Genomic DNA, 20,725 nt, shown 5'->3' with positions numbered 1-20,725 from the left:
AACTGGCCGATGTTGCAAATCTCTGTTGAACCAGCCGTAGCACTGATTGATGTGGAGCGCCGGATTACGATATCCGGCGCTAAGCCACAGGCCAAAGTCACGGTTAAAACCGTGACAAACCGTGCCGGTCATGACTGGACGAGTGAGGCGGTTTTTGAGGCCGATGCACAAGGTGCGGTTGATCTGACCCGTGATGCACCTGTGTCTGGTACCTATCAGGGCATTTCAGCTATGGGGCTGATCTGGTCGCAAAATCATGGCGGGCAGGGCATGTTGCCGCTGTTCCATCAGGATTTGTCACAGGTGCTTGAAACAACAATTACAGCAAGCTCTGATGATGACAGCAGTGATGCATTGCTGGTGCAAACTCTGATGGCAGAAGGCGTGACCCGTGAGGAAGTGCGGGTGAACGGTCTTGTCGGGACGCTTTATCGCGCGGCAGGCAGTGAAGCACGACCAGCAGTGATGATCATGAATGGTTCTGGCGGTGGTGTGAATGAACCGCGCGCGGCGCTCTATGCGTCCCGTGGTTATCATGCGCTGGCACTAGGTTATTTCGGTGCGGAAGGTCTGCGAAAATATATTTCCAACACACCGCTGGAATATTTTGAAAAAGGGCTGGACTGGCTGCGCGATGCGGTGAAGCCGAAAGATGATTTCGTGGCGGTCAGCGGTCAGTCACGCGGCGGCGAGCTGGTGCTGTTATTGGGCGCTACCTATCCGCAGAAAGTCTCTGCGGTGATCGGCTATGTGCCGAGTGCATTTGTGCATGGCGGGCAGGCGGCTGCCGATCCTGCCTTGGGTCGTGACGGGCCTTGTTGGCTGTATCAGGGCAAGCCGCTCACCCATATCTGGGACAATAACCGCTTTGCGAGCTGGAAACCTTATGATGACGGGCCGCAGCCACGCCGCAACAGCGCTGCGATGCGCACCGCACTCGCTGATCCTGAAGCCATGCGCAAAGCGCGTATTCCGGTGGAAAAAATTGCCGGGCCGGTAATGCTGATCTCCGGCGGTGATGATGGTGCATGGCCGTCGGATTATTATTCACTGCTGGTGCAGTCGAGCCTGCTGGCCGCCAATCATGCTTTTCCGGTGGAATGGTATAATCATCCGCAAGCGGGACATTCCATCCTGTTTCCATATGTACCGGCCACACAGATTGTTCATGCACATCCGGTCAATGGCAATCTCACGACAATGGGCGGCGAAGCTGATGTGAATGCTGAGGCCAATGCCGCATCATGGCAGGCTGTGTTGCAGTTTTTGAGCCAAGCAACGGCTTAAAACGCCGATTAAAAAAGAAAAGGCGCAGTGTCGGATAACACTGCGCCTTTATTTTTTACTTAAACAGCGGTGTGATAATCTCTTCGAGAACCGCAAGTGTTGCATTGTTTGCAGCGGCATCATCGCCTGCTTCAAATTCGGCCAGTTCGATACCGGCAATCTTGTCCTTCGGCAGCGCGGCGAACACATCACGCAGCTGCTGCGGCATCAGACCATCTGCCACTTTATATGCTGCCGGAATGAAATCAGGTTCCATCACATCCCAATCCACATGAACCCAGATTGGTGCATTGCCGATGGCCTGCAAAACTGTTTCAGGGGTGGTTTGCGCAGGGGCAATAATCCGGACACCGGCTTTTGCTAGCATTGCAGCTTCTTCTTCATCAATATCGCGGCCGCCGATGATGATAACTTGTTCAGGGCGCAAACCGGCACCATGACCGCTGTCCCATAAGCCGCTGGCGGCAGCAACGACCATGCCGCCGAGATAGCCGGAGCCGGTGGTCTCTGGCGTATTGAAATCACCGTGCGCATCAATCCAGAGCAGAACATTGTCCGGACGTTCACGCGCAACAACCGGCAGACTTGCCAGACTGGCAGAACAGGTATTGGCAACGAGCACCGGTATCTGACTGTTTTTGAGCGTGGCGTCCAGAGCGTCGCTGATGCCGTTTAATGTGTCACGCGCCTGTGGCAGGCTGACAGACCAGTCATCAGTAACAACAGGGGAAGGTGTGCCGATTGTTGTCACAGGGGCAGAGATGAGTTTCTCTACCAGTTTTGCTGTCAATGCCGCGCCCGGAATTGCACCTTCTGTGCGATCGGCAATGCGACCCTGTGAAAGAATAATATTATAGGCCATAACAACTCCCGCCTTCAATGCTTGTTTGATTTGACCGATAGCTGTTTTTTGAAGCGGGATAAATATTTATTATTGCAGAGTGTTTTAAGAGCAACCGGCTTGAGCGCCGGTTGCTTGTTTATAGGCGGATTAACGCCACTCGTCTCCCCATTGCTGGACAAAGTGATCAGCGCCCACTTCCAGCATTTGACGGACAGGTGGCTGATAATCCATTGCGCGGACAGGGCTTTTCAACTCACTGACTTTGAGCTTCGGCTTGGAGCCACGTGTTGCAGGATCAGGCACGGGCACTGCTGACAGCAGGCGCTTGGTATAAGGGTGCTGCGGGTTGCTGAAAATGCTTTCCCGTGCGCCGATTTCGACAATTTCACCCAGATACATCACTGCCACGCGATGGCTGATCCGCTCCACAACAGCCATATCATGGGAGATGAAGAGGAAGGCCAGATCCAGCTTGTCCTGCAGTTCCAGCATCAGGTTGACAACCTGTGCCTTGATGGAAACGTCGAGCGCAGACACTGCCTCGTCAGCAATAATGATCTGCGGATCAAGTGCCAGTGTGCGTGCAATACAGATACGCTGACGCTGCCCGCCGGAGAATTCATGCGGATAGCGGTCATACATCGCCGGATTAAGCCCGACCTGATTCAGCAATTCTCTGGCTCTTTCCCGTGCCTGTGAAGCACTGGCCAAACCATGCACGATCATCGGCTCGGCAACAGCGTCACCGATTTTCATACGCGGGTTGAGGCTGGCAAAAGGATCCTGAAAGATCAGCTGCATCTGACGGCGTTTGTCGCGAAACTGCGTCTGGCTGATGCCAAGAATATTCTCGCCATTGAGCAGAATCTCACCGGATGTCGGTTCATTCAGCCGAATGATCGAGCGGCCGGTGGTGGATTTACCACAACCGGATTCTCCGACGAGCGACAGGGTTTCACCTGCTTTAATCGAGAACGAGACATTCTCAACGGCATGAACCCGTCCTGCCGGCTGCCTGAACAGGCTCTTTGGCAGATCGAAATATTTACGCAGATTGCGAACTTCGAGAACGGTTCTTGGTTTTGCTGCACTGGTTTCCTGTTTGGCAGAAGAATGATCTTCTTCTGTAGCTTCGACCGGAAAACCGGTTGTGCGGTCAATCTCAGGGAATTTCAGCGGAGCGCTTTCCTCTTTCATGGAGCCGAGTTTCGGCACCGCAGACAACAAAGCGCGGGTATATGGATGTTCCGGTGCCGCAAAGATGTCGGCTGTGTCACCGGTTTCAACAATATTACCGTGCAGCATCACGATGGTACGGTCGGCGATTTCTGCCACCACACCCATATCATGGGTGATGAAGAGTACAGCCATGCCTTCTTCTTTTTGCAGTTCTTTGATGAGATCAAGAATCTGCGCCTGAATGGTCACATCCAGTGCCGTGGTCGGTTCATCGGCGATCAGCAGTTTTGGTTTGCAGGCCAGCGCCATGGCAATCATCACGCGCTGACGCATCCCGCCGGACAGCCGGTGCGGATAATCTTTGACACGTGTTGCGGCAGACGGAATCCGCACACGCTCCATCAGATGAACCGCTTCGGCCTCGGCTTTCTCGCGGGACATGCCGCGATGGGTCATCAGCACTTCCGCAAGCTGGAAACCAATGGTCAGGCTCGGATTGAGCGAGGTCATCGGCTCCTGAAAAATCATAGCGATTTCATTGCCACGGATATGACGCATGGCGCTGTCGTCAATCTGCGTAAGCGATGCGCCGTTGAAGACTGCATTGCCTTCAATTTTGCTGTTGAGCGGCGGCAGCAAACGCATCAGCGAGAGCGCAGTAACACTCTTGCCGGAACCGGATTCCCCGACAATAGCTACGGTTTCACCAGCTTTGATGTCAAAAGAAATGCCATGAACAACCGGCGACCACTGATTGCCGGTGCGGAAGGAAACCTTGAGATCTTTTACGGACAGAAGAGTTTCTTGCATGTTTAAACCTTTCTATCAATAAAAGACACTGACCAGAAAACGCAGACAAATCAGTAGCAGGAAGATACCGAAAGAGACTTCAAGCTTGCGCTTGGACAGGCTGTGCGCCAGTTTCACACCGATCGGGGCGGCGAAAATACTGGTCGGAATAACCAGCAGAAAACCGAGCAGCGAAACATAGCCGAGCGCCAGCGGTGGCTGGAGGGCAGCGATTTCCGGAAACTCGGCGGCACGCGGCCAGCCTGCATAAATATAGCCCAGCGCACCCGGTACAGAGATCAGGATGCCCAAGCCCGATGAGGTGGCAACAGCCTGATGGATCGGCCGGTTGTAGAAGGTCATGAACAGGTTGGAAAGCTGTCCGCCGCCGATACCCATCAGCGATGACAGGACGCCAATAACCAGACCAATGAAACGGATGACCATTTTGCCCGGCAACTGATCGGCAATTTTCCAGCTGTCTTTACCAAACAACAGGCGAATTGCGGAAACACCGGCCACCAGAATGAAGATGAACTTGAACACTTCTGCCGGTGCAAAGCGTGCAATAACACTACCTGCCACAACACCGAGAACCACCGGCACCGCCCAGAGTTTCAACAGGCTGGTATCAACCATGCCGCGGGCGCGGTGTGCATTATAAGAGCGGATCGAGGTCGGAATGATGATCGCGAGAGAGGTGCCGATGCTCAGCGGCATCAGCACATCATAAGGAACGCCCATAATCCGGAACAGCTCATAGAGCACCGGAACCGCGACGGTGCCGCCGCCGACGCCAAACAGGCCTGCGAGCAGGCCGGTGATCCCACCGGCTGCCAGCATCGCCAGAGCAAGCCAAAGCAGCTGCTGTATTTCAATACCCATTATCACTGTGAAGCTTCCCCGAGTTAGCGACCGATCGCATAGGCTTGCATCAGACGCGGCGTTGCGGCTGCACGTAGCAATCCGTTATCTTCGCGCTCTGCTGCGGTCAGACGACCGACTGTCCATGCATCAACGATTTCGACATCATGGCCGCGTGTTTTCAGCTCATTGATGACAGTTTCGCCGATGGTTTTTTCAATCACAAGGCGACCCGGAATCGCTTCACGCGGATAGAATGATGACGGGAAATGCATGGTGTGGAACAGCGGTAGATCAATGCCTTCCTGCAGGTTCAGGCCATGATGGACACGACGCAGGAAGAGTAACAGCTGCCACTGGTCCTGCTGGTCACCGCCCGGCGTACCAAACACAAGACGCGGCTTGCCCTGATAGCTGGCGAGTGACGGGGTAAGTGTGGTGCGCGGACGTTTGCGCGGTGCGAGGCTGGTTGGCAGATCAGGTTCAAGCCAGAACATCTGTGCACGGGTATTGAGCTGGAAGCCGAGTTCCGGAATAACCGGAGAGGACTGCAACCAACCGCCGGAAGGCGTGGCAGAAACCATATTGCCCCAACGGTCGATCACATCGACATGCACGGTATCGCCACGCTTTTCTGTACGCAGGTGCGCCATGGTCGGCTCACCGGCACCCGGTGCCAGATCTGCGTTGGTGTCAGCATAACGGAACTGGGCGACACCACGGGCATGCTGGGATTCATAACCGGCAACAAGTCCCGGACGCAGCTCATGGGAGGCTGTGGTGCCGATCATGTCGCGACGCTGTGCATTATACTCTTCCGACAGCAGATGCTCCATCGGCACCTCAACAAAATTCGGATCGCCATAATAGATTTCACGATCTGCATAGGCCAGTTTCATGGCTTCAATAGTGGTGTGGACAAATTCCGCACTATCCGGCCCCATCGCCGCAATATCAGTATTTTTCAGTAAGGCGAGGGTTTGCAGGAACGCAGGACCCTGACCCCACGGGCCGGTCTTGGAAACTGTCCAGCCGTGATAATCATAGGTGAGCGGTTCTTCGTAAGTGGCACTCCAGCGCGCCATGTCATCAGCTGTCAGAATACCTTTATGGCGTTTGCCGCTGGTATCCATTGCTTCTGTGTTCCGGCAGAAATCCTCAATCGCTTGTGCTACAAAACCACGGTAGAAGCCGTCACGTGCATGGTCGATAATGTCTTCACGGCTGCCGCCTTTGGCTTCAGCTTCATCTACCAGACGCTGATAAGTATTAGCCAGCGCTTCATTGACGAACAATTCATGCGCCTGCGGCAGGTTGCCGTTGCGCGCCCATGTGGCGTAGGATGTCGGCCATTCTTTTTTAAAGAACTCAGCCTGATCGCGGATGGTATTGGCAACGCGCGGCAGCATCGGATGGCCGGTGCGGGCATAATAGATTGCCGGTTCGAGTGCATCACGCAAACTCATGCTGCCCTGATCGCGCAGCATCAGCATCCATGCATCAAACGCGCCCGGAACCACGGTTGCGAGCAGGCCCGAACCCGGAACCATATCCAGCCCTTCCTGACGATAGCGCTCGATTGTTGCTGCATCCGGAGTTACGCCCTGACCGCAAACCACTTCGGTTTTGCCGGTTTTGGCGGAGTGAAAAATAATCGGCACTTCACCGGCAGGGCCGACCAGATGCGGCTCGACAATCTGCAGCACAAAGCCTGCCGCGACAGCCGCGTCAAAGGCATTGCCGCCGCGCTCAAGCAGCGCCATACCGGCAGAAGAGGCCAGCCAGTGGGTGGAAGTAATGACACCGAAAGTGCCGAGAATTTCAGGGCGGGTTGTAAACATACTCATCGGAATTTCCTCAAAATTATTAATATTCGCGCGGATCAATAGCGTCGCGCAGACCATCGCCAAGCAGATTGAAACCCAGAACCACGAGGAAGATTGCGGCTCCCGGCCATACGGACATCCATGGCGCTTGTGAGATGAAGTTTTTCGCTGTGTTCAGCATGGAACCCCATGACGGGTTCGGCGGCTGCTGGCCAAGACCGAGAAAGGACAGACTGGCTTCGGCAATAATTGCCGCTGCAATGGTCAGTGTAGCCTGAACGATAATCGGTGACATGGCATTTGGCAGAATATAGCGCAGGATAATGCGCGGATGACGCAGACCCAGAACCTGAGCAGCCTCGATATATTCTTCATTACGGATGGAGAGTACCTGACCACGGGTCAGGCGGGCAAAGACCGGTGCGGCAGACAAGCCGATGGCGATCATCGCATTGGTGAGGCTGGCGCCGAGAAAAGCCGCCAGTGCAATTGCCATAATCAGAAACGGAATTGCAAGCATGGCGTCAATCAGACGGGAGATAATGCTATCTGCCCAGCCACCGAAATAACCTGCGATAATACCGAAAGGCACACCGACCAGCATGGCGATGAAGACGGAGACAACACCCGCCATCAGCGATGTGCGTGCACCATAGGCCATGCGGGAGAACAGGTCGCGTCCCAACTCATCTGTGCCCAACCAATGCAGAGCTGAAGGCGGTTTGCGGATCGCTGTAAAGCTGGTCTGCAACGGATCATAACCGGCAATGAGCGGCGCCAGAATAGCGAGAAGGGCAAAGAAGCCAACCAGAATGGCGCCCAGAACAGCGGCTCTGTTCGAGAGGAACTTTTGTAATGTGCGGTTGGGTTGTTTTTTAGCCGGAATTGCGAGCGCACTCATGTTGCATCCCTCAGTCTCGGATTGACGATAATATAGAGAATGTCGGCGAGGAGATTCATCAGGATGAAGCCAACCGCTGTACACAACACCACGCCCTGCACAACGGCATAGTCACGGGTGAAAACCGCATCAACGATCAGCTTGCCAAAGCCCGGAATGGTGAAAATCTGTTCTGTCAGAACCGCACCGGCGAGCAATTCACCAAACAGCAAAGTGGTCAGTGTGATGATCGGAACGAGGGCGTTACGCAGCGCGTGGCGCAGGATAACCGTCTTTTCATTGAGGCCTTTGGCGCGCGCCGTGCGTACATAGTCGGAGCGCAGTACGCCAAGCATCGCAGAACGGGTATGGCGCATCAGCACACCGGCAAGACCGGTACCCAGCACAAAGGCCGGCATAATCATGGTGCGGATATTCTGTCCCAGATCTTCAAGCGGGGATGTGTAGCCGGATGATGGCAGTAACTGCCATTGAACGGACACCACCAGAATAAGCAGAATACCAAGCCAGAAATTCGGAATAGACAGGCCGGAGAGTGCGGCAACATTGATCGAATAATCGGTCAGTGTGCCTTTGCGCACGGCAGATATGATCCCTGCCGGCACCCCGATCAGCAGAGCAACGATCATGGCAAAGGCTGCAAGCTGCAATGTAACCGGCAGTTTCTGTACGATCAGATCCAGTACCGGCTTTTCGGTGCGGATCGAGACACCGAAGTCACCGGTCAGAATACGCCCGAGCCAGCTCGTATATTGCGTAACAATCGGGTCGTTGAGCCGGTATTTTTCCTGAAGATAGGCAATGGTTTGCGGATCGCGGTCTTCACCGGCCAGCGCCAGAACCGGATCGCCCGGCAGCAGTTTCTGCATGCCAAAAACGATGACCGAGACCAGAAACAGGGTCGGGATCACCACCAGGCAACGCCGGATAATTAATTCGAACATAGGTTAAGTTCCATCATCTTGAAAACAGAACAGCGGGCATCAGACATCAAGCAGCAAGCTTTGCAGTCTGGGTTTTCCAGCCGGCCCTTCGGGCAGTTTCAATTTGGCTGAGGCTGCGTTTCAACAAGGTGCCCGACGACTATGCCGGCTGGCATAATCGTCGGGTAACGCGCTGTTATTGTTCCAGAGTCACGCCTTTCAGGCGGATCATACCATCTGGATGCGCCGAGAAACCTTTCAGGTTTGCACGGGTCGCAAAGATCCATGGTTGGTAGTACAGATAGATGATCGGCAGTTCATCCTGCAGGATTTCCTGAGCCTGATCATACAGTGCTTTACGCTGAGCCTGATCCTGAAGGCCACGGGCTTCTTCCAGCAATGCATCTATTTTTTCATTGCAGAAACCGGCATCATTGAGGCTGCCTTTGCAGGTGTCAAACTGATGGATGTTGCCATCCGGATCGGCACGACCTGACCAGCCGCTCTGACCGACTTCGTAGCTTTTTTCTTTCAGCGTGCTCTGCAATGCCGCAAATTCGGTCGGGCGAAGGGAAATGTCGAAACCGGCTTCGGAAGACATTGCCTGAATAAGCTCATAGACCTGCTGGGAAGTGGTGGAATTGCCGAAGGCCAGTTCAAAGCTGATACGCTCATGACCGGCCTCTTTCATCAGCTGCTTGGCCTTTTCAACATCACGCGTTACCGCATCATATTTCGGATTATAAGCAAAGCTTGATGGCGGGAAAGGCTGGTGTGCAGGCTGGAATACGCCCTGACCAACAACTTCATTGATGGCATTGCGGTCAAGCGAAAGCTCAAAAGCCTGACGGATACGTTTGTCATGGCCGATCGGGAAGCTGTCTTTGTCACCCTTGGTCAGGTTGAAAGTCAGCGCCTGATAACCGATACTGGTCACCGGCAGATAGGTCAGGTTCTTATCGCTTTTTGCGGCTTCAATATCAGAGGAAGCAAGACGCTCGATCAGGTCGAAATCGCCGGAGCGCAGATTGGCGAAACGGACAGTGGAATCCTGAATTGGCAGATAGGTCACTTTATCAAAGTGATAATTTGCTGCGTCCCAGTAGTCCGCAAATTTTTCCAGAACGATACGGTCGTTCTGAACACGGCTTGTGAATTTATAAGGGCCGGAACAAACCGGATTTTGTGTGAATTCACCGTCAGTAAAGGCTTTAGGGGAGAGGATCATACCGGCGCGGTCTGACAACTGGGTGAGCAGTGCGGCGTCATGCTTGGTCACGTGGATATCAAGAGAGGTGTCATCAAGTACCTCGATCTTATCGATAGCAGCGATTTCACTTTTGCGCAGGGATTCCGGCAGGGTTTTGGCACGTTCCAGATTGGCTTTGACATCGGCAGCAGTAATTGTTGCGCCGTCATGGAATTTGCCGTCTTCACGCAATTTGACATGAAGGGTTTTGCCGTTTTCTGACCATTTCCACTCTTTAGCGAGCTGCGGCTGAATTTCCAGCTTGTCATTGATGTCAAACAGCTTGTCGCACATGGATGTCAGCACAATACGGCCGACAAAGGTGCGGGCGCGGTGCGGATCCAGAACATCCGGATCATCCTGCAGGCCGATGCGCAGATCGGCGGCCAGTGCCGGTACAGTCAAAGCAATTGCTGCGGCTGATAATGTCGCGCTTTTCAGCGCAATCTTGTAGATTGATTTCATCTCCACCCCTTATTTTGTTCTGCTGAACAATCAGATAATGCGTTGGTTTTCATAAAGTTCGGACAGAACGGGCTTTCTCCTCCGGCAGAAAATCCGCTCTGTTGTTGATCCGCATGCACTGCTGCGGATCGTAATTGTTAATTTGTTTGGCTGGTCTGGCGTGACTGCGCCCTTGCAACGCCGCCGATTTCTTCGATAACTGCCTCGCGCAACGAAATCAGGTGTGTTCGCATCGCTTCCTCTGCATCAAGCGGGTGAAACCGTCGGATAGCATCGAGAATGGCATTGTGCTGGGTGACTGAGAGCGAGTTTCTGCCTGTGGAGCGCACACGCGTACGAAACTGCTGCCATGCATTATTACGGCGGATTTCATCAATAATGCTCATAATAGCGATGAAAAGTTGATTGCCGGAAGCATCGGCGATCTTGCTGTGAAATGCTGAATCCCATTTTTCCCATGATGCAACATCGTCGGCCTGCTCGGCTTTTTGTGCCAGTTTTTCCAGTTGCTCAATCAGAGCCGGTGTTGCACGCGCTGCTGCCATGCGCGCCAGTGCCGGTTCAATTTCGATACGCACATCCATCACTTCGATCGGATTGGTAAAGGTAGCAATCTGGTTGACAGGCATATTGCCGGTCGGGCGGCGTTCACCGCTGAAAGTGCCTTGTCCCTGTCGACGCCAGATCTGCCCTTCATTTTCCAGAATGTCGAGTGCAGCACGCAAAGCACGGCGGCTGACATTGAAGCGTGCAGCCAGCTCCCGTTCAGACGGCAGACGGTGCTCCTGATCTGATGTTTGATCAGCCAGCAGGGTACGTAATTGTTCTAAAGCAAAGTCAGAATTCTGGCTGAGGTCATTCATTCTATTTAACAGTGCGGATCATTTGAACCACTTTCAATATTGGTAACATGATTCTGCGAGAAGTGAATGACTTTGTGCATTTTATGTCAATTAATTTAAAATTTATGCGCTTTAAGCGAAGTTGATGTCGCAAATAAAGTAATTTTATTAAAAACCACCACGAACCATTTATAAAATTGGTTCGTGGTGGTTTTGTGTGTTGCGCCGAAATTTCATAAGACCCATAAATGGCTGATCTTATTATCCGCAGGTTTATTGTCATGACCCAGTTTTCTGATCCGCAACGCCTTCAAGTTCTGATTGACGGGCTGAACCAGTTCAATGCCACGCCCGACAAAGGCACAACCCGTCTGACCTATAGTCCGGAATTCCGGCAGGCGAGTGATTATCTGCGCGGGCAGATGGAAGCGGCAGGGCTGACTGTACGTGAGGATGCGGTGGGTAATCTGATCGGGCGACTGGAAGGGCGTCAACCGGATCTTGCACCGGTGCTGATCGGTTCTCATTTTGACTCTGTGCCGAATGGCGGTAAGTTTGACGGTCAGGCCGGTGTGATCGCCGGTATCGAAATTGCGTTTCAGCTGAAAGAGCGTGGGCTGACACCGGAACGGCCGGTTGAGTTCATTGCAATGATTGAGGAAGAGGGGACGCGCTTTGGCGGCGGTCTGCTGGCTTCACGTATTATGACCGGCAAAGTGGATATGGCTGCGCTGCTGGATTATGCCGATGATGACGGCATCCTGTTCCGTGATGCTATGCAGGACTATGGTCTTGAACCTTCCAAAGCGCATGAAGCTGTCCGTCAAGCCGGTTCTGTTCACGCATTTCTGGAATTGCATATTGAGCAGGGGCCGGTGCTGGAGGCGAGCGGTGACGATGTTGCTATCGTTGACCGGATCGTGGGGCTTGGTCAGCTTAAAGCAACATTTCACGGGCAGGCGGGACATGCGGGTACAACGCCGATGAATGCACGTCGGGATGCGTTGGTTGGTGCTGTAACGGCGCTGGCGCAATTGCCCGATCTGGCGCGGACAATCGGCGAAGATGCTGTTTTGACAGTGGGAAAAATGGAAGTTCATCCGGGCGGTGCCAATGTCATTCCTGACCGCGTGGTCTTTACTGCGGATATCCGTGCACCCAAAGAAAATGTCGTGCGTGCGCTGATGGATCAGGCGCATGATGTAATTGAGCGCGCAGGCGGCAATGACTTGTCGGTTGATGTGGAGCAGCAAATCTTTATTTCGCCGGTGCCGCTCTCCGCGCAAATGCACGAGCGTCTGCAATTCCATGCCAACAAACTAGGCTTGAAAAGCCGGACTATGGTCAGCGGTGCAGGGCATGATGCCATGGTGATGGCGGATTTTGCACCGACCGGACTCGTCTTCGTACCGAGCCGTCACGGTATCTCCCATGCGCCGGAAGAATGGACAGATTGTGATCAGCTGGCCAAGGGTGTTGATGTGCTGTTTCTGACGCTGTGCGATCTGACTGAAATCAGCTTTACCCATTAAGATTGGGCTGTTGCAAATTATACAGGGCAGGCGGAGTGTTGAGGTGATGTTCTTTGATCAGAGCGGTGGATTGATAATCCATTACTAAGGCTTTCAATGTTCAGCCGGAAAGCACGGTTGAGATTCGACCTTTGGCTTATAAAATCAGACCGGCTCGGAGCGCCCAGATTTTATAAGGTATATTTATTATACAAAGCCGCTTTCTTCAGCCGTAATTGATTTGCATATGCCGTTATCTGTTTCGCCGACCATATGTGTGTTACGGATGATGGTGCTCTTAACAAGATCAATTTCTCATACACCTGAGCTTTCAACGGATCGCTCGCTTCCTGAGTTTGGTATTTAACGCCAAAAGCACTTTTGGATTCATCAAGTGTAAAGTTGAACATTTGTGAGCTCACAAATTCCCACGACAGATATGTCGGTGTGGCAAAATCGATGGTCTCAGAACTTCCTGTCATTAAGGTCAGATTATCCGCTATCGATGCAGATGAGTTTATGTCTCATAAAGACGACAAGAAATTACTTATAATTCTATATAGAAAACAATCTTTATTTATACGGGATGGTCAGCCGCTACACTCATAGGCTAGATGGTGTGCTCATCGTCGCAAATCAAATTATATGGAAAATGTTGAGAAGAAAGAACGCGTCATATGAAATATTGCCTCGCTTTATGCACTGCCTTAGGAATTTATGCATTTTCTCCTGCACAAGCATTAGAGCAAGCGGGTTTTGATTGCGCGAAAGCTTCGACAGAAACGGAAAAGGCAATCTGTGCTTCGCCTGAAATTGCTGAGGCAGATCGTGCCATGTCGCTTGCTTATGAAGCACTTATTAAAAGAGCTGACGCAGCTTTAAAGCAAGCGCTTAAGGTGGATCAGGCTGACTTTATTAAACTGCGCGATCAAGCTTTTGAAAGCCATCTGTCGAATGCTGCAGTAAGGCAGGAGAGCCTGCTGGACCGGACGGAAATGCGCGCTGAGTTTCTCAACTGGATATCTGTTGCAGACAGTACTTCCCTTGAAGGAAACTGGAGAAATGTCTGGGGTCTCGTTAAAGCGGAAAAAAATGCCTCTGGCAAACTCATCGTGAATATTGATGTTGCCGATCAGGCAAACGGGAGTTGGGTGTGCAGCTTTGAAGGTGAGCTTGAGCAGAAGTCTGCAACTGAGGCAAAATTCAAGGGGGAAGGCGGGCCGCTGACCCTGAAATTGCAGGGTGCAATTCTTAATATTCCGACGCCTTTTTGTGATGAAACTACAACGGGAGGCTTTGGTACCGCAGCCGGTAATTATTTCCGTGTTGGTCAATAGTTGAAACGTGTTCTGCCATGTATCTTGAAGCGCTTATATAAAAGGGCGCTTTTAGATAGCTCTGAAATTTAAAAACAGAGATGCTCTGGCTGGTTAACTTTATGGTGCCGCTTACGTGACTCGAACACGTGACCCCATCATTACGAATGGTGCCTGGGCTGTTCCCGTAAAATCACGGAAAGTCATTTAATATAATTATATCAATGTTTTATGAATTTACAATTTCCCGGACATACCTTGAAAGACCTCGCGAAACCTGTTTAATTGATTGCTATTTGATTGCTAGCAATCAGGGTGAAAGCGATGAAATTAACAAAGCGCAATGTCGATAAAATCATTCCGGGTGAGAAGGATGCTTTTCACTGGGATGATGAACTAAAAGGCTTGGGGCTGAAAGTAACTGCCGCAGGTAAGAAGATATTCGTGCTGCAATCGCGTCTCAATGGTAGTCTTAAACGGTTTACGATTGGGACTTATGGAGCGCCCTGGACTGCTGATGCTGCACGTGAAGAAGCCAAACGGCTCCTTGGTGAAATTGTATCAGGCTATGACCCGCATGAGGAGAAACGATCTCGCCGCCATGATATTACGATTAATGAATTCGCTGAGCTCTATTGGGAGATTGCCTGCGCGCATAAAAAGCCGCTTACAGTTACAAACGAAAAAGGTTTGATGAAACGTCATATCGCGCCCTTATTTGGCAAGATGAAAGTTAAAGAGATACGGCGTGCAGATGTTCAAAAATTTGTAAACGACGTGGCAACCGGTAAAACTGCAGCTAAAGTTAAAACTAAGGCAAGAGGTTTAGCGCGGGTAACCGGCGGAAAGGGCTCAGCCAACCGTACATTGGGTCTATTGTCGTCTATGTTGTCATTTGCAGTGGAGCATGAATATCGCACTGATAATCCAGCATTGGGCACAAAACAGTTTAAACTCAAGCAGCATGATCGATATCTGAATCCTCAGGAACTGGAGCGACTTGGCCGTGCTTTAGATGCAGCTGAAGAGAGGGGTGCTAGTCTATTCGCTGTCGCTGCGATTCGTTTCATAGCAATGACAGGCTGCCGTAAGAATGAAGCGCTGACCCTGCAATGGTCATGGATTGATTTTGATCATAGTATAGCTAAGCTGCCGGATAGTAAGACCGGCCAAAAAGTAATGCATCTGGGCGCTGCAGCTGTTGAACTCATCAAATCCCTGCCTCGGATGGTAGGCTCGCCATTAATATTTTCATCAGCGTCTGGTGGTGAAACGCCGATAAGTCTTTTTAAAGTATGGAATGAAATTCGTGCGGATGCAGATCTTGAAGATCTGCGAATTCATGATTTACGGCATAACTTTGCAAGCTTAGCAGTTTCATCTGGGCAAAGTCTGTATTTGGTTGGAAAACTATTGGGCCATAGCCAGGCACAAACAACCCAACGCTATGCACATTTAGCGCCGGATCCCTTGCGCGAAGCTGCAAATAATGTTGCTGATATGATTGGCAAGAATATGGGGTATGAGAAAGAAAAGTAGATTCGAGGAGTGGGTGCAAAATCCCCTATTGCCGTTCATTTAGATTAATTTTCAACAAATGATTTTCTATATTTTTTAAAATTATAACTTGGTAGAAATACTTAATAACATCCTTATTAAAAATAAAACTATTATATATAGTCTAAATTGATCTACAGATTTATTTAGACCTATGGCGTTGATCAAGAATTCTCCGTAGATTTTCAAATATTAAACACTGGACATCATTTTTGTCTTGTCCAATCTCTCTGGCAAGGTGAGCTACGCAGACACTAACATCTAAGGGTCTATTTACGCGACCATTCGTAGTTGTGAAAGGTCCGTCCGTTTCGGTCAACATTAGTTGAAGCGGAATAGCCTTTAACAATGATTGCGTCTTACTACCATGTAACATTCGATCATTGATTGAAAACATACAACCGAGCTTGGCGGCTCTCCTTGCCTCGGTTGGAGAGCCGGAAAACCAATGGAAAACCGGGACGTTCGTAGCAAAGTCCAGATATTTTTCCAGCATGTCTAGAACTAACGGCACGGATCGTACAGCGTGAATTGACAGAACCTTACCTCCTTGAGACGAGCAGGCCTTGAGGATACGTTCAAACACGTACTTTTGCTCCGAAAGCGAATTAGCGTATTGCGGACTAGCATCGATCCCGACCTCACCCACATAATTGGTTTCTGGAAGAAGCTTCTCCCAGAGATCAATCTCTTTGCCATGTGAGCTAACGAGTTGGGGATGAAGCCCCAGACCCACACGGATGTATTTAGTCTTGGATGCAACGGTTTTGTTTCTCGCCCAAGCTCTCGGCGTTGTTGTTACTGCGAGCGTATAAACGGAATGGCGCTCACACTCCGCAACTAAGGCCTCGTAATCCGGATAGAGGTCGAGGTGGCAGTGGAAATCGACAAATGGTGTCACAATGAGGCCTTTGAAGAGATAGTCTTGATACCGTTAAGAAACGTGGCAACCTCCTCCATACCTCTGGAATAGACGCCTTCCAAGTCCTTAATCTTGTCTTGATCTTCGAGAAGGGGGCCTGTCTTGTATATAAAAGACCTAGCCCTGCTAGGGTCTTGGCGTAGACGTTCGATAGCGAATTCGAATCCTCGAAACTGCTCGCCTTTCTTGTTCGTACTGTCGAGGTCCTCTTTAGCAGGTTCCTCCATGCGGTATCTGGACGTATCGACCAAAACCTTCTCTCCCTTAAGGAATGCAGCTCGTCGGATGATACACGGAAGACAATAGCCACAATGTCGTTCGCTACTGCCCTCCCATCGTCCGTGTGCGGGCTTGGCGCAGGATATTGAGAGCGGAGCCGTCTCCTTGAGAATATCAGGGCGGGCACATTCCACGATCATTTCTCCTTTCGTCTTGTTCCAATAGGGATTCTGAACCGTGCCTGGTATGCCAAGGATCGCCAGCAGATCGTTCCAACGATGGAAGTAGTAAGGATGCGTAGTCCTTGTGCTATTACTCGCTAATCGGGTCGCATCAAGAGGTACGTTCAGTGAAATGAGGCCATTTTCAGGTACATAGATCGGAAAGGGGTTTCCGAGCGCCGAGCCTGCAAAAGCGGCGAGTGCAATAAAAAGGAATGAGCGGCCGCGCGTCGAATTTTCCCTTCCCATATCTGTGACACTTTGTATTCTCCCGAGTGGGAGAGCCAGTCGCGACGGGGATCTGTTGTGGTATATACTCGTAACAAGTTCAAATACGTCGCTTTGGGGTTTGCTAATAGAACTGTCTGCCTTATGGCTGACGAAATAGATGTTTTCACTATCATTTTCGAGCTTATCGATCGCGCCGATTAGGCTGTCTAACCCTCCAGAGAACAACGATATTGCATTAAATTTCGGCGTCATCAATGCTCCTTGAAGGTCAGATCGACCGAGAACACCAACCCAAGGCCTGAAATCAACTGTCCACAAATCACCCGTGAGAAAACGCAACATTTTCTCCAATGTCGACTTAGCGGGATACCAGCAAACCGGTTGCGCAACAGGGAGATACAGTCCAATCTCGCGGGTCCATCCATCTTGACTCGATCTTGATCTATTAATGCGGGTGTCGGCGATGGAAATGAGCGTAGCAAGAACCAGTAGTTCGAGGCCGTGACCAGTTGGCATTCCTTCTGCTTCTTTGAGCTGCTTTAGCGCAGTGCTTATACCAAGCCTCAACTGACCATCTGCGAGGATATCGAAACGATAAATTTTTTCAGCACCTCTAGGTTTCGGGTCGAACAGATCAGTAGGTCCAAGGACGGGGGCAAGTACGTATCTAGTCACTGGTTGTCTCCCTCGTTTTGGCCTGTCCTTTCGAGAATGCCGTAGGCCGTCTCGTAGATATGATCTATCTGCATAGCTACTTGTCCTTCGCGGAAGATACCCTTAGTAGCCTCCATGGCATCTTGGACGCGGCCAAGAATCCAATCGCGGAACGAGTCATTTAGCGATATTGCAGAGGTTGCCGTCTCTGGTAGAGTAATAGCACCGTTTCCAACTGCATTGAGCAGCCTACTCATGATAGTGTTCGCAATAAATCGCTCAAGTATGAAATTGATCATCGCGCCATCAGGCCGTTCAAGCCGACTGATCATGTCTTTAGGCACTTCGTGTAATGCTTCGGAATAAGCGTCACGCACGAAAGCCTGATCAAGGTCACCGCCTGGCTCGCAGACATAATCGATCAGCGCCTCGAATATCTCGGCGGTTGAACGCTGTGCTAGCGACGCCAGATCAAGGCGTCGCAACTCCTGCCGGATATCCGACCCATCGGCACCCGCTCGCACAAGTAGATCTACAAGTCGTCCCGCCGCTCGACGGTCGGCGCTCGCCCTCGCTGAAGCAGATCCTCCACCGCCTGAGCGGGACACGTATGATGCCGCCGCCTGTTTAAACGACCGCTCTCGGTCGGCCGAGTTTCCTGTCCGCGCTCCCTTATTGAAAGCTTTACGACCCGGTGTGTACCTCTGTTCTGATGGTAGAGGCTGTGGAGGGGCTGCAGGGGGGGTCTGCGGTGTTTGCGGGCTTCCTGGTGGTAAGTTATCTGGTTGTGCAGGAGACTGTGGTATTAATGGAGTGGGCGGTTCGGCTGGAGATGTTCCCGGATCACCAGACGGATCGTCAAGCCATGATGGTAGCAATGGGTTCGAGTTTTTGCCGCCATTAAAAGGAGTAGATGTTCCCATCAGCGTCCTCCATCTGCCTGAATCATGGATTTGAGGCTCTCGCTACCAGTTGTTTTCCAGCCCTCCACGATTTTGCTAAGACGGGTCTTACCATCTGGCGTCTTCACCGCGCGGTCATGGCCTGCTGCGGCCCATGAGCCGAGCTTTTCCGCAGGTAGTTGTTCCAACAATTCGAGATATCTGCTCTCAAACTCGGAGACTTTTGTCAGGAACAAAATCATGCCTGTGATCGCCGCAGGCTTTCGGTCCCAATCTGTAGTCTTGAGGACAATGGCACGGAGCTCTTCAAATACTAACATTTTGTCCTCAGGGACAAGCGCGGCGACTGAGGGCAAAACGGAGGCGGCCGCCAAATCGTCTTTTGAGAGTTTTTCGACGAGTGTGAGGAGGCGTGCATCGAGCGCTGCCGTCATAATAGCGAAATTTTTAACGTCATTGACCACGAACAGATACGGTCTCAGGTCTTTTGTTCCGATCTTTGGTTTTTGCCTCGCCCATGGAAGGATGTTCGGTTGGACCATCCACGCATCAATTCGCGGTTCGTGGATCTGTTCGGTTGAAGTCGTCACGGTGTTATCCGAGTCCGAGACTTCGCTGTCGTCCGGCGACAAATTTTCATTAGGTGCAGCTGTTTTGCTACAGCGCTCTTCGAGACGTTCTAAACTGGAGCTGACGCCGTCGGGATTCGTGCCAACCTCCCGAGCGATTTCCTCAAATATGTCGGGGAAAAACTGTTCCGCCAGCATGATCTTGGCTAAAATTTGGCTCTCGATTACGTTCTGGAAACCTCTTGCCTCCGCCACGGCAAGCCTAAGGGTCAATGAGTTGAGGAAGCGCTTGACGTTGCGTGGATTCCCCTTGGTGCCCGAAGCAAGCACCGCCGATATCTGTGCCATCATGGAAACAGCCGAGACAACCTCAGAAGTGTACATCGCGCCAAGTGAGTTCGACACGTCTATGTCGCCAATGGACTTCTGGAGCCATGGTGTCGACATGTAGTCTTCGGCCTTTTCCAACAGACTATTAAACTCTTCGCTATTCTCGCCAACTATTGATCCGACTGCCAGCAGCGTAAGGTAGGTTTTTGTTTCTGCCTCCCCCATGGCCGGAATGCGAAATGGCACCTGGATCAGCTTTTCGAGGTAGGCCCGTGGATAATCTTGGTTTGCTGCTCCCGCTGGCAAATCAGGAAAGTGCTTTGTAACCGCATATCGGATCATTGTCTCGTCTGCTCCGATAACAAAGGCCGTTCGAGGCAGCAGCACAAAGAGCCGGATCGCTTCGAGTGTTTCGATCGCGGTTTCGGGGAGGCACCGATCGAGATCGTCGACGAGCACTATTAGGCGATCAATCTCGGCTTTTTCGATCAGCAACTTGAAAGCACTGTTGAACTCTCGGATGTTTTTTGCGACGGTCGGCTTATCCTCGGCTTCTTTCAAGTAGCCTTTTACGCCTTCTGTCGCCGCCGCGATATTCTCTGGCGTAGCCCATTCGCCACCGGCAACTTTTCCTATCGCGAATTTCGTCAGTTCTAGAGCTTGGTCAGGGGAGGGCAGACCAGTGGCGACTGTGAAAGCCAGCCCCCCTGCCTTCTTTGCGGCCTTGAGCCAGTCTATACGTTTGACTACATCTAAAATTTGATCTTTGGCCTTATTGTAAATCGTCTTGTTGGCGATTAACTGGTCGATAATGCCCTCGATCAACGCGATCTTTGCGTCCTCGAAACCTTCGAATTGCCACCCGTTAAAGCGGATGACGAGTGTCTTCTCGTCTTCGAAGTCATGATCCGCGATCATCTCAAGAACACTCGACTTACCCGCTCCCCAATAACCGTGGACACCAATCGTCAGAGGCTGAGTGCCACTGCCTGCGATGATATCCAAGATGGTAGTGGCAATGGCCTTGTTACGGAGAAGATCAATCTTAGTTTCATGGTCACTAATAAAGCCCAGTTTCTGGGTGCGAGATGCGTCTACCAACAAATATCTCCGACAACAAATCA

At 51.5% G+C, this 20,725-nt stretch carries 16 protein-coding genes; 4 read left to right on the top strand and 12 right to left on the bottom strand.

All coding sequences use genetic code 11. The features are described from left to right. Positions 1–9: 9 nt before the first annotated feature. Positions 10–1,287 (top strand): acyl-CoA thioesterase/bile acid-CoA:amino acid N-acyltransferase family protein, encoded by a 1,278-nt coding sequence (locus tag DFR47_RS04935; protein ID WP_113943313.1) that lies wholly within the window; start codon positions 10–12, stop codon positions 1,285–1,287. A 55-nt stretch (positions 1,288–1,342) separates the two neighbouring features. On the opposite strand, the gene DFR47_RS04930 is transcribed toward DFR47_RS04935, so the two are convergent. From DFR47_RS04930 to DFR47_RS04895, 8 genes are all read right to left on the bottom strand, one after another. Beyond that, positions 1,343–2,149 (bottom strand): arginase family protein, encoded by an 807-nt coding sequence (locus DFR47_RS04930; RefSeq protein ID WP_113943312.1) that lies wholly within the window; start codon positions 2,147–2,149, stop codon positions 1,343–1,345. Positions 2,150–2,278: 129 nt separating this feature from the next. After that, positions 2,279–4,120 (bottom strand): ABC transporter ATP-binding protein, encoded by a 1,842-nt coding sequence (locus tag DFR47_RS04925; protein ID WP_113943311.1) that lies wholly within the window; start codon positions 4,118–4,120, stop codon positions 2,279–2,281. A gap of 15 nt (positions 4,121–4,135) precedes the next feature. Beyond that, positions 4,136–4,990, bottom strand: a complete 855-nt coding sequence (locus DFR47_RS04920) for a sulfite exporter TauE/SafE family protein (RefSeq protein WP_162930278.1) — start codon at positions 4,988–4,990, stop codon at positions 4,136–4,138. Between the two features lie 17 nt (positions 4,991–5,007). After that, positions 5,008–6,810 (bottom strand): gamma-glutamyltransferase family protein, encoded by a 1,803-nt coding sequence (locus DFR47_RS04915; protein ID WP_113943309.1) that lies wholly within the window; start codon positions 6,808–6,810, stop codon positions 5,008–5,010. Positions 6,811–6,829: 19 nt separating this feature from the next. Then, on the bottom strand, positions 6,830–7,690 hold the full coding sequence (gene nikC, locus DFR47_RS04910; protein ID WP_113943308.1) for a nickel transporter permease: 861 nt from the start codon (positions 7,688–7,690) through the stop codon (positions 6,830–6,832). Next, a complete protein-coding gene (locus tag DFR47_RS04905; protein ID WP_113943307.1) occupies positions 7,687–8,634 on the bottom strand; it encodes an ABC transporter permease in 948 nt (315 codons plus the stop codon). Before DFR47_RS04905 ends, nikC begins: the two co-directional genes overlap by 4 nt. A 175-nt stretch (positions 8,635–8,809) precedes the next feature. Further along, positions 8,810–10,327, bottom strand: coding sequence for an ABC transporter substrate-binding protein (locus DFR47_RS04900; RefSeq protein WP_113943306.1), 1,518 nt, complete (start codon positions 10,325–10,327; stop codon positions 8,810–8,812). Between the two features lie 137 nt (positions 10,328–10,464). Continuing rightward, entirely contained in the window at positions 10,465–11,190 is a 726-nt protein-coding gene (locus DFR47_RS04895; RefSeq protein ID WP_113943305.1) for a FadR/GntR family transcriptional regulator, read from the bottom strand. Positions 11,191–11,450: 260 nt separating this feature from the next. Between DFR47_RS04895 and DFR47_RS04890 the strand changes: the two genes are divergently transcribed. From DFR47_RS04890 to DFR47_RS04875, 3 genes are all read left to right on the top strand, one after another. Continuing rightward, a complete protein-coding gene (locus DFR47_RS04890) occupies positions 11,451–12,701 on the top strand; it encodes a Zn-dependent hydrolase (RefSeq protein WP_113943914.1) in 1,251 nt (416 codons plus the stop codon). Positions 12,702–13,357: 656 nt separating this feature from the next. Continuing rightward, a complete protein-coding gene (locus DFR47_RS04880) occupies positions 13,358–14,017 on the top strand; it encodes a lysozyme inhibitor LprI family protein (RefSeq protein WP_113943303.1) in 660 nt (219 codons plus the stop codon). A 303-nt stretch (positions 14,018–14,320) separates the two neighbouring features. Beyond that, positions 14,321–15,535 carry a tyrosine-type recombinase/integrase gene (locus DFR47_RS04875; protein ID WP_113943302.1) on the top strand — a complete coding sequence of 405 codons (1,215 nt, stop codon included), beginning with the start codon at positions 14,321–14,323 and terminating at the stop codon, positions 15,533–15,535. 160 nt (positions 15,536–15,695) lie between these two features. Here DFR47_RS04875 and qatD read toward each other — a convergent pair whose 3' ends face one another. From qatD to qatA, 4 genes are read right to left on the bottom strand one after another with little or no spacing between them, the layout of a single operon-like run. Then, positions 15,696–16,454, bottom strand: coding sequence for a Qat anti-phage system TatD family nuclease QatD (gene qatD, locus DFR47_RS04870; protein ID WP_113943301.1), 759 nt, complete (start codon positions 16,452–16,454; stop codon positions 15,696–15,698). Beyond that, entirely contained in the window at positions 16,451–17,821 is a 1,371-nt protein-coding gene (gene qatC / locus DFR47_RS04865; RefSeq protein ID WP_113943300.1) for a Qat anti-phage system QueC-like protein QatC, read from the bottom strand. Before qatC ends, qatD begins: the two co-directional genes overlap by 4 nt. Then, complete coding sequence (gene qatB / locus DFR47_RS22270) at positions 17,818–18,723, bottom strand: Qat anti-phage system associated protein QatB (RefSeq protein ID WP_342633950.1); 906 nt, start codon at positions 18,721–18,723, stop codon at positions 17,818–17,820. The genes qatC and qatB overlap by 4 nt, the downstream gene beginning before the upstream one ends. Beyond that, the gene (qatA, locus tag DFR47_RS04850; protein ID WP_170137445.1) at positions 18,723–20,702 is read right to left on the bottom strand and encodes a Qat anti-phage system ATPase QatA; all 1,980 of its coding nucleotides are present in this window, start codon (positions 20,700–20,702) and stop codon (positions 18,723–18,725) included. Before qatA ends, qatB begins: the two co-directional genes overlap by 1 nt. Positions 20,703–20,725: the final 23 nt, after the last annotated feature.

Origin of the sequence: Pseudochrobactrum asaccharolyticum (genome assembly GCF_003314995.1) — a bacterium.
Taxonomy (GTDB): Bacteria; Pseudomonadota; Alphaproteobacteria; order Rhizobiales; family Rhizobiaceae; genus Pseudochrobactrum; species Pseudochrobactrum asaccharolyticum.
The sequence above is the reverse complement of the archived record's forward strand: the minus strand, read 5'-3'. Positions and strand labels throughout refer to the sequence as shown.

What these genes read in the sequence shown, in the direction of transcription:
- DFR47_RS04915 (WP_113943309.1), bottom strand. Translation starts at nt 6,810, where the DNA reads ATGAGTATGTTTACAACCCGCCCTGAAATTCTCGGCACTTTCGGTGTC.
- qatB (WP_342633950.1), bottom strand. Translation starts at nt 18,723, where the DNA reads ATGGGAACATCTACTCCTTTTAATGGCGGCAAAAACTCGAACCCATTG.
- nikC (WP_113943308.1), bottom strand. Translation starts at nt 7,690, where the DNA reads ATGAGTGCGCTCGCAATTCCGGCTAAAAAACAACCCAACCGCACATTA.
- DFR47_RS04930 (WP_113943312.1), bottom strand. Translation starts at nt 2,149, where the DNA reads ATGGCCTATAATATTATTCTTTCACAGGGTCGCATTGCCGATCGCACA.
- DFR47_RS04925 (WP_113943311.1), bottom strand. Translation starts at nt 4,120, where the DNA reads ATGCAAGAAACTCTTCTGTCCGTAAAAGATCTCAAGGTTTCCTTCCGC.
- DFR47_RS04900 (WP_113943306.1), bottom strand. Translation starts at nt 10,327, where the DNA reads ATGAAATCAATCTACAAGATTGCGCTGAAAAGCGCGACATTATCAGCC.
- DFR47_RS04905 (WP_113943307.1), bottom strand. Translation starts at nt 8,634, where the DNA reads ATGTTCGAATTAATTATCCGGCGTTGCCTGGTGGTGATCCCGACCCTG.
- DFR47_RS04935 (WP_113943313.1), top strand. Translation starts at nt 10, where the DNA reads ATGTTGCAAATCTCTGTTGAACCAGCCGTAGCACTGATTGATGTGGAG.
- DFR47_RS04890 (WP_113943914.1), top strand. Translation starts at nt 11,451, where the DNA reads ATGACCCAGTTTTCTGATCCGCAACGCCTTCAAGTTCTGATTGACGGG.
- DFR47_RS04875 (WP_113943302.1), top strand. Translation starts at nt 14,321, where the DNA reads ATGAAATTAACAAAGCGCAATGTCGATAAAATCATTCCGGGTGAGAAG.
- DFR47_RS04895 (WP_113943305.1), bottom strand. Translation starts at nt 11,190, where the DNA reads ATGAATGACCTCAGCCAGAATTCTGACTTTGCTTTAGAACAATTACGT.
- DFR47_RS04880 (WP_113943303.1), top strand. Translation starts at nt 13,358, where the DNA reads ATGAAATATTGCCTCGCTTTATGCACTGCCTTAGGAATTTATGCATTT.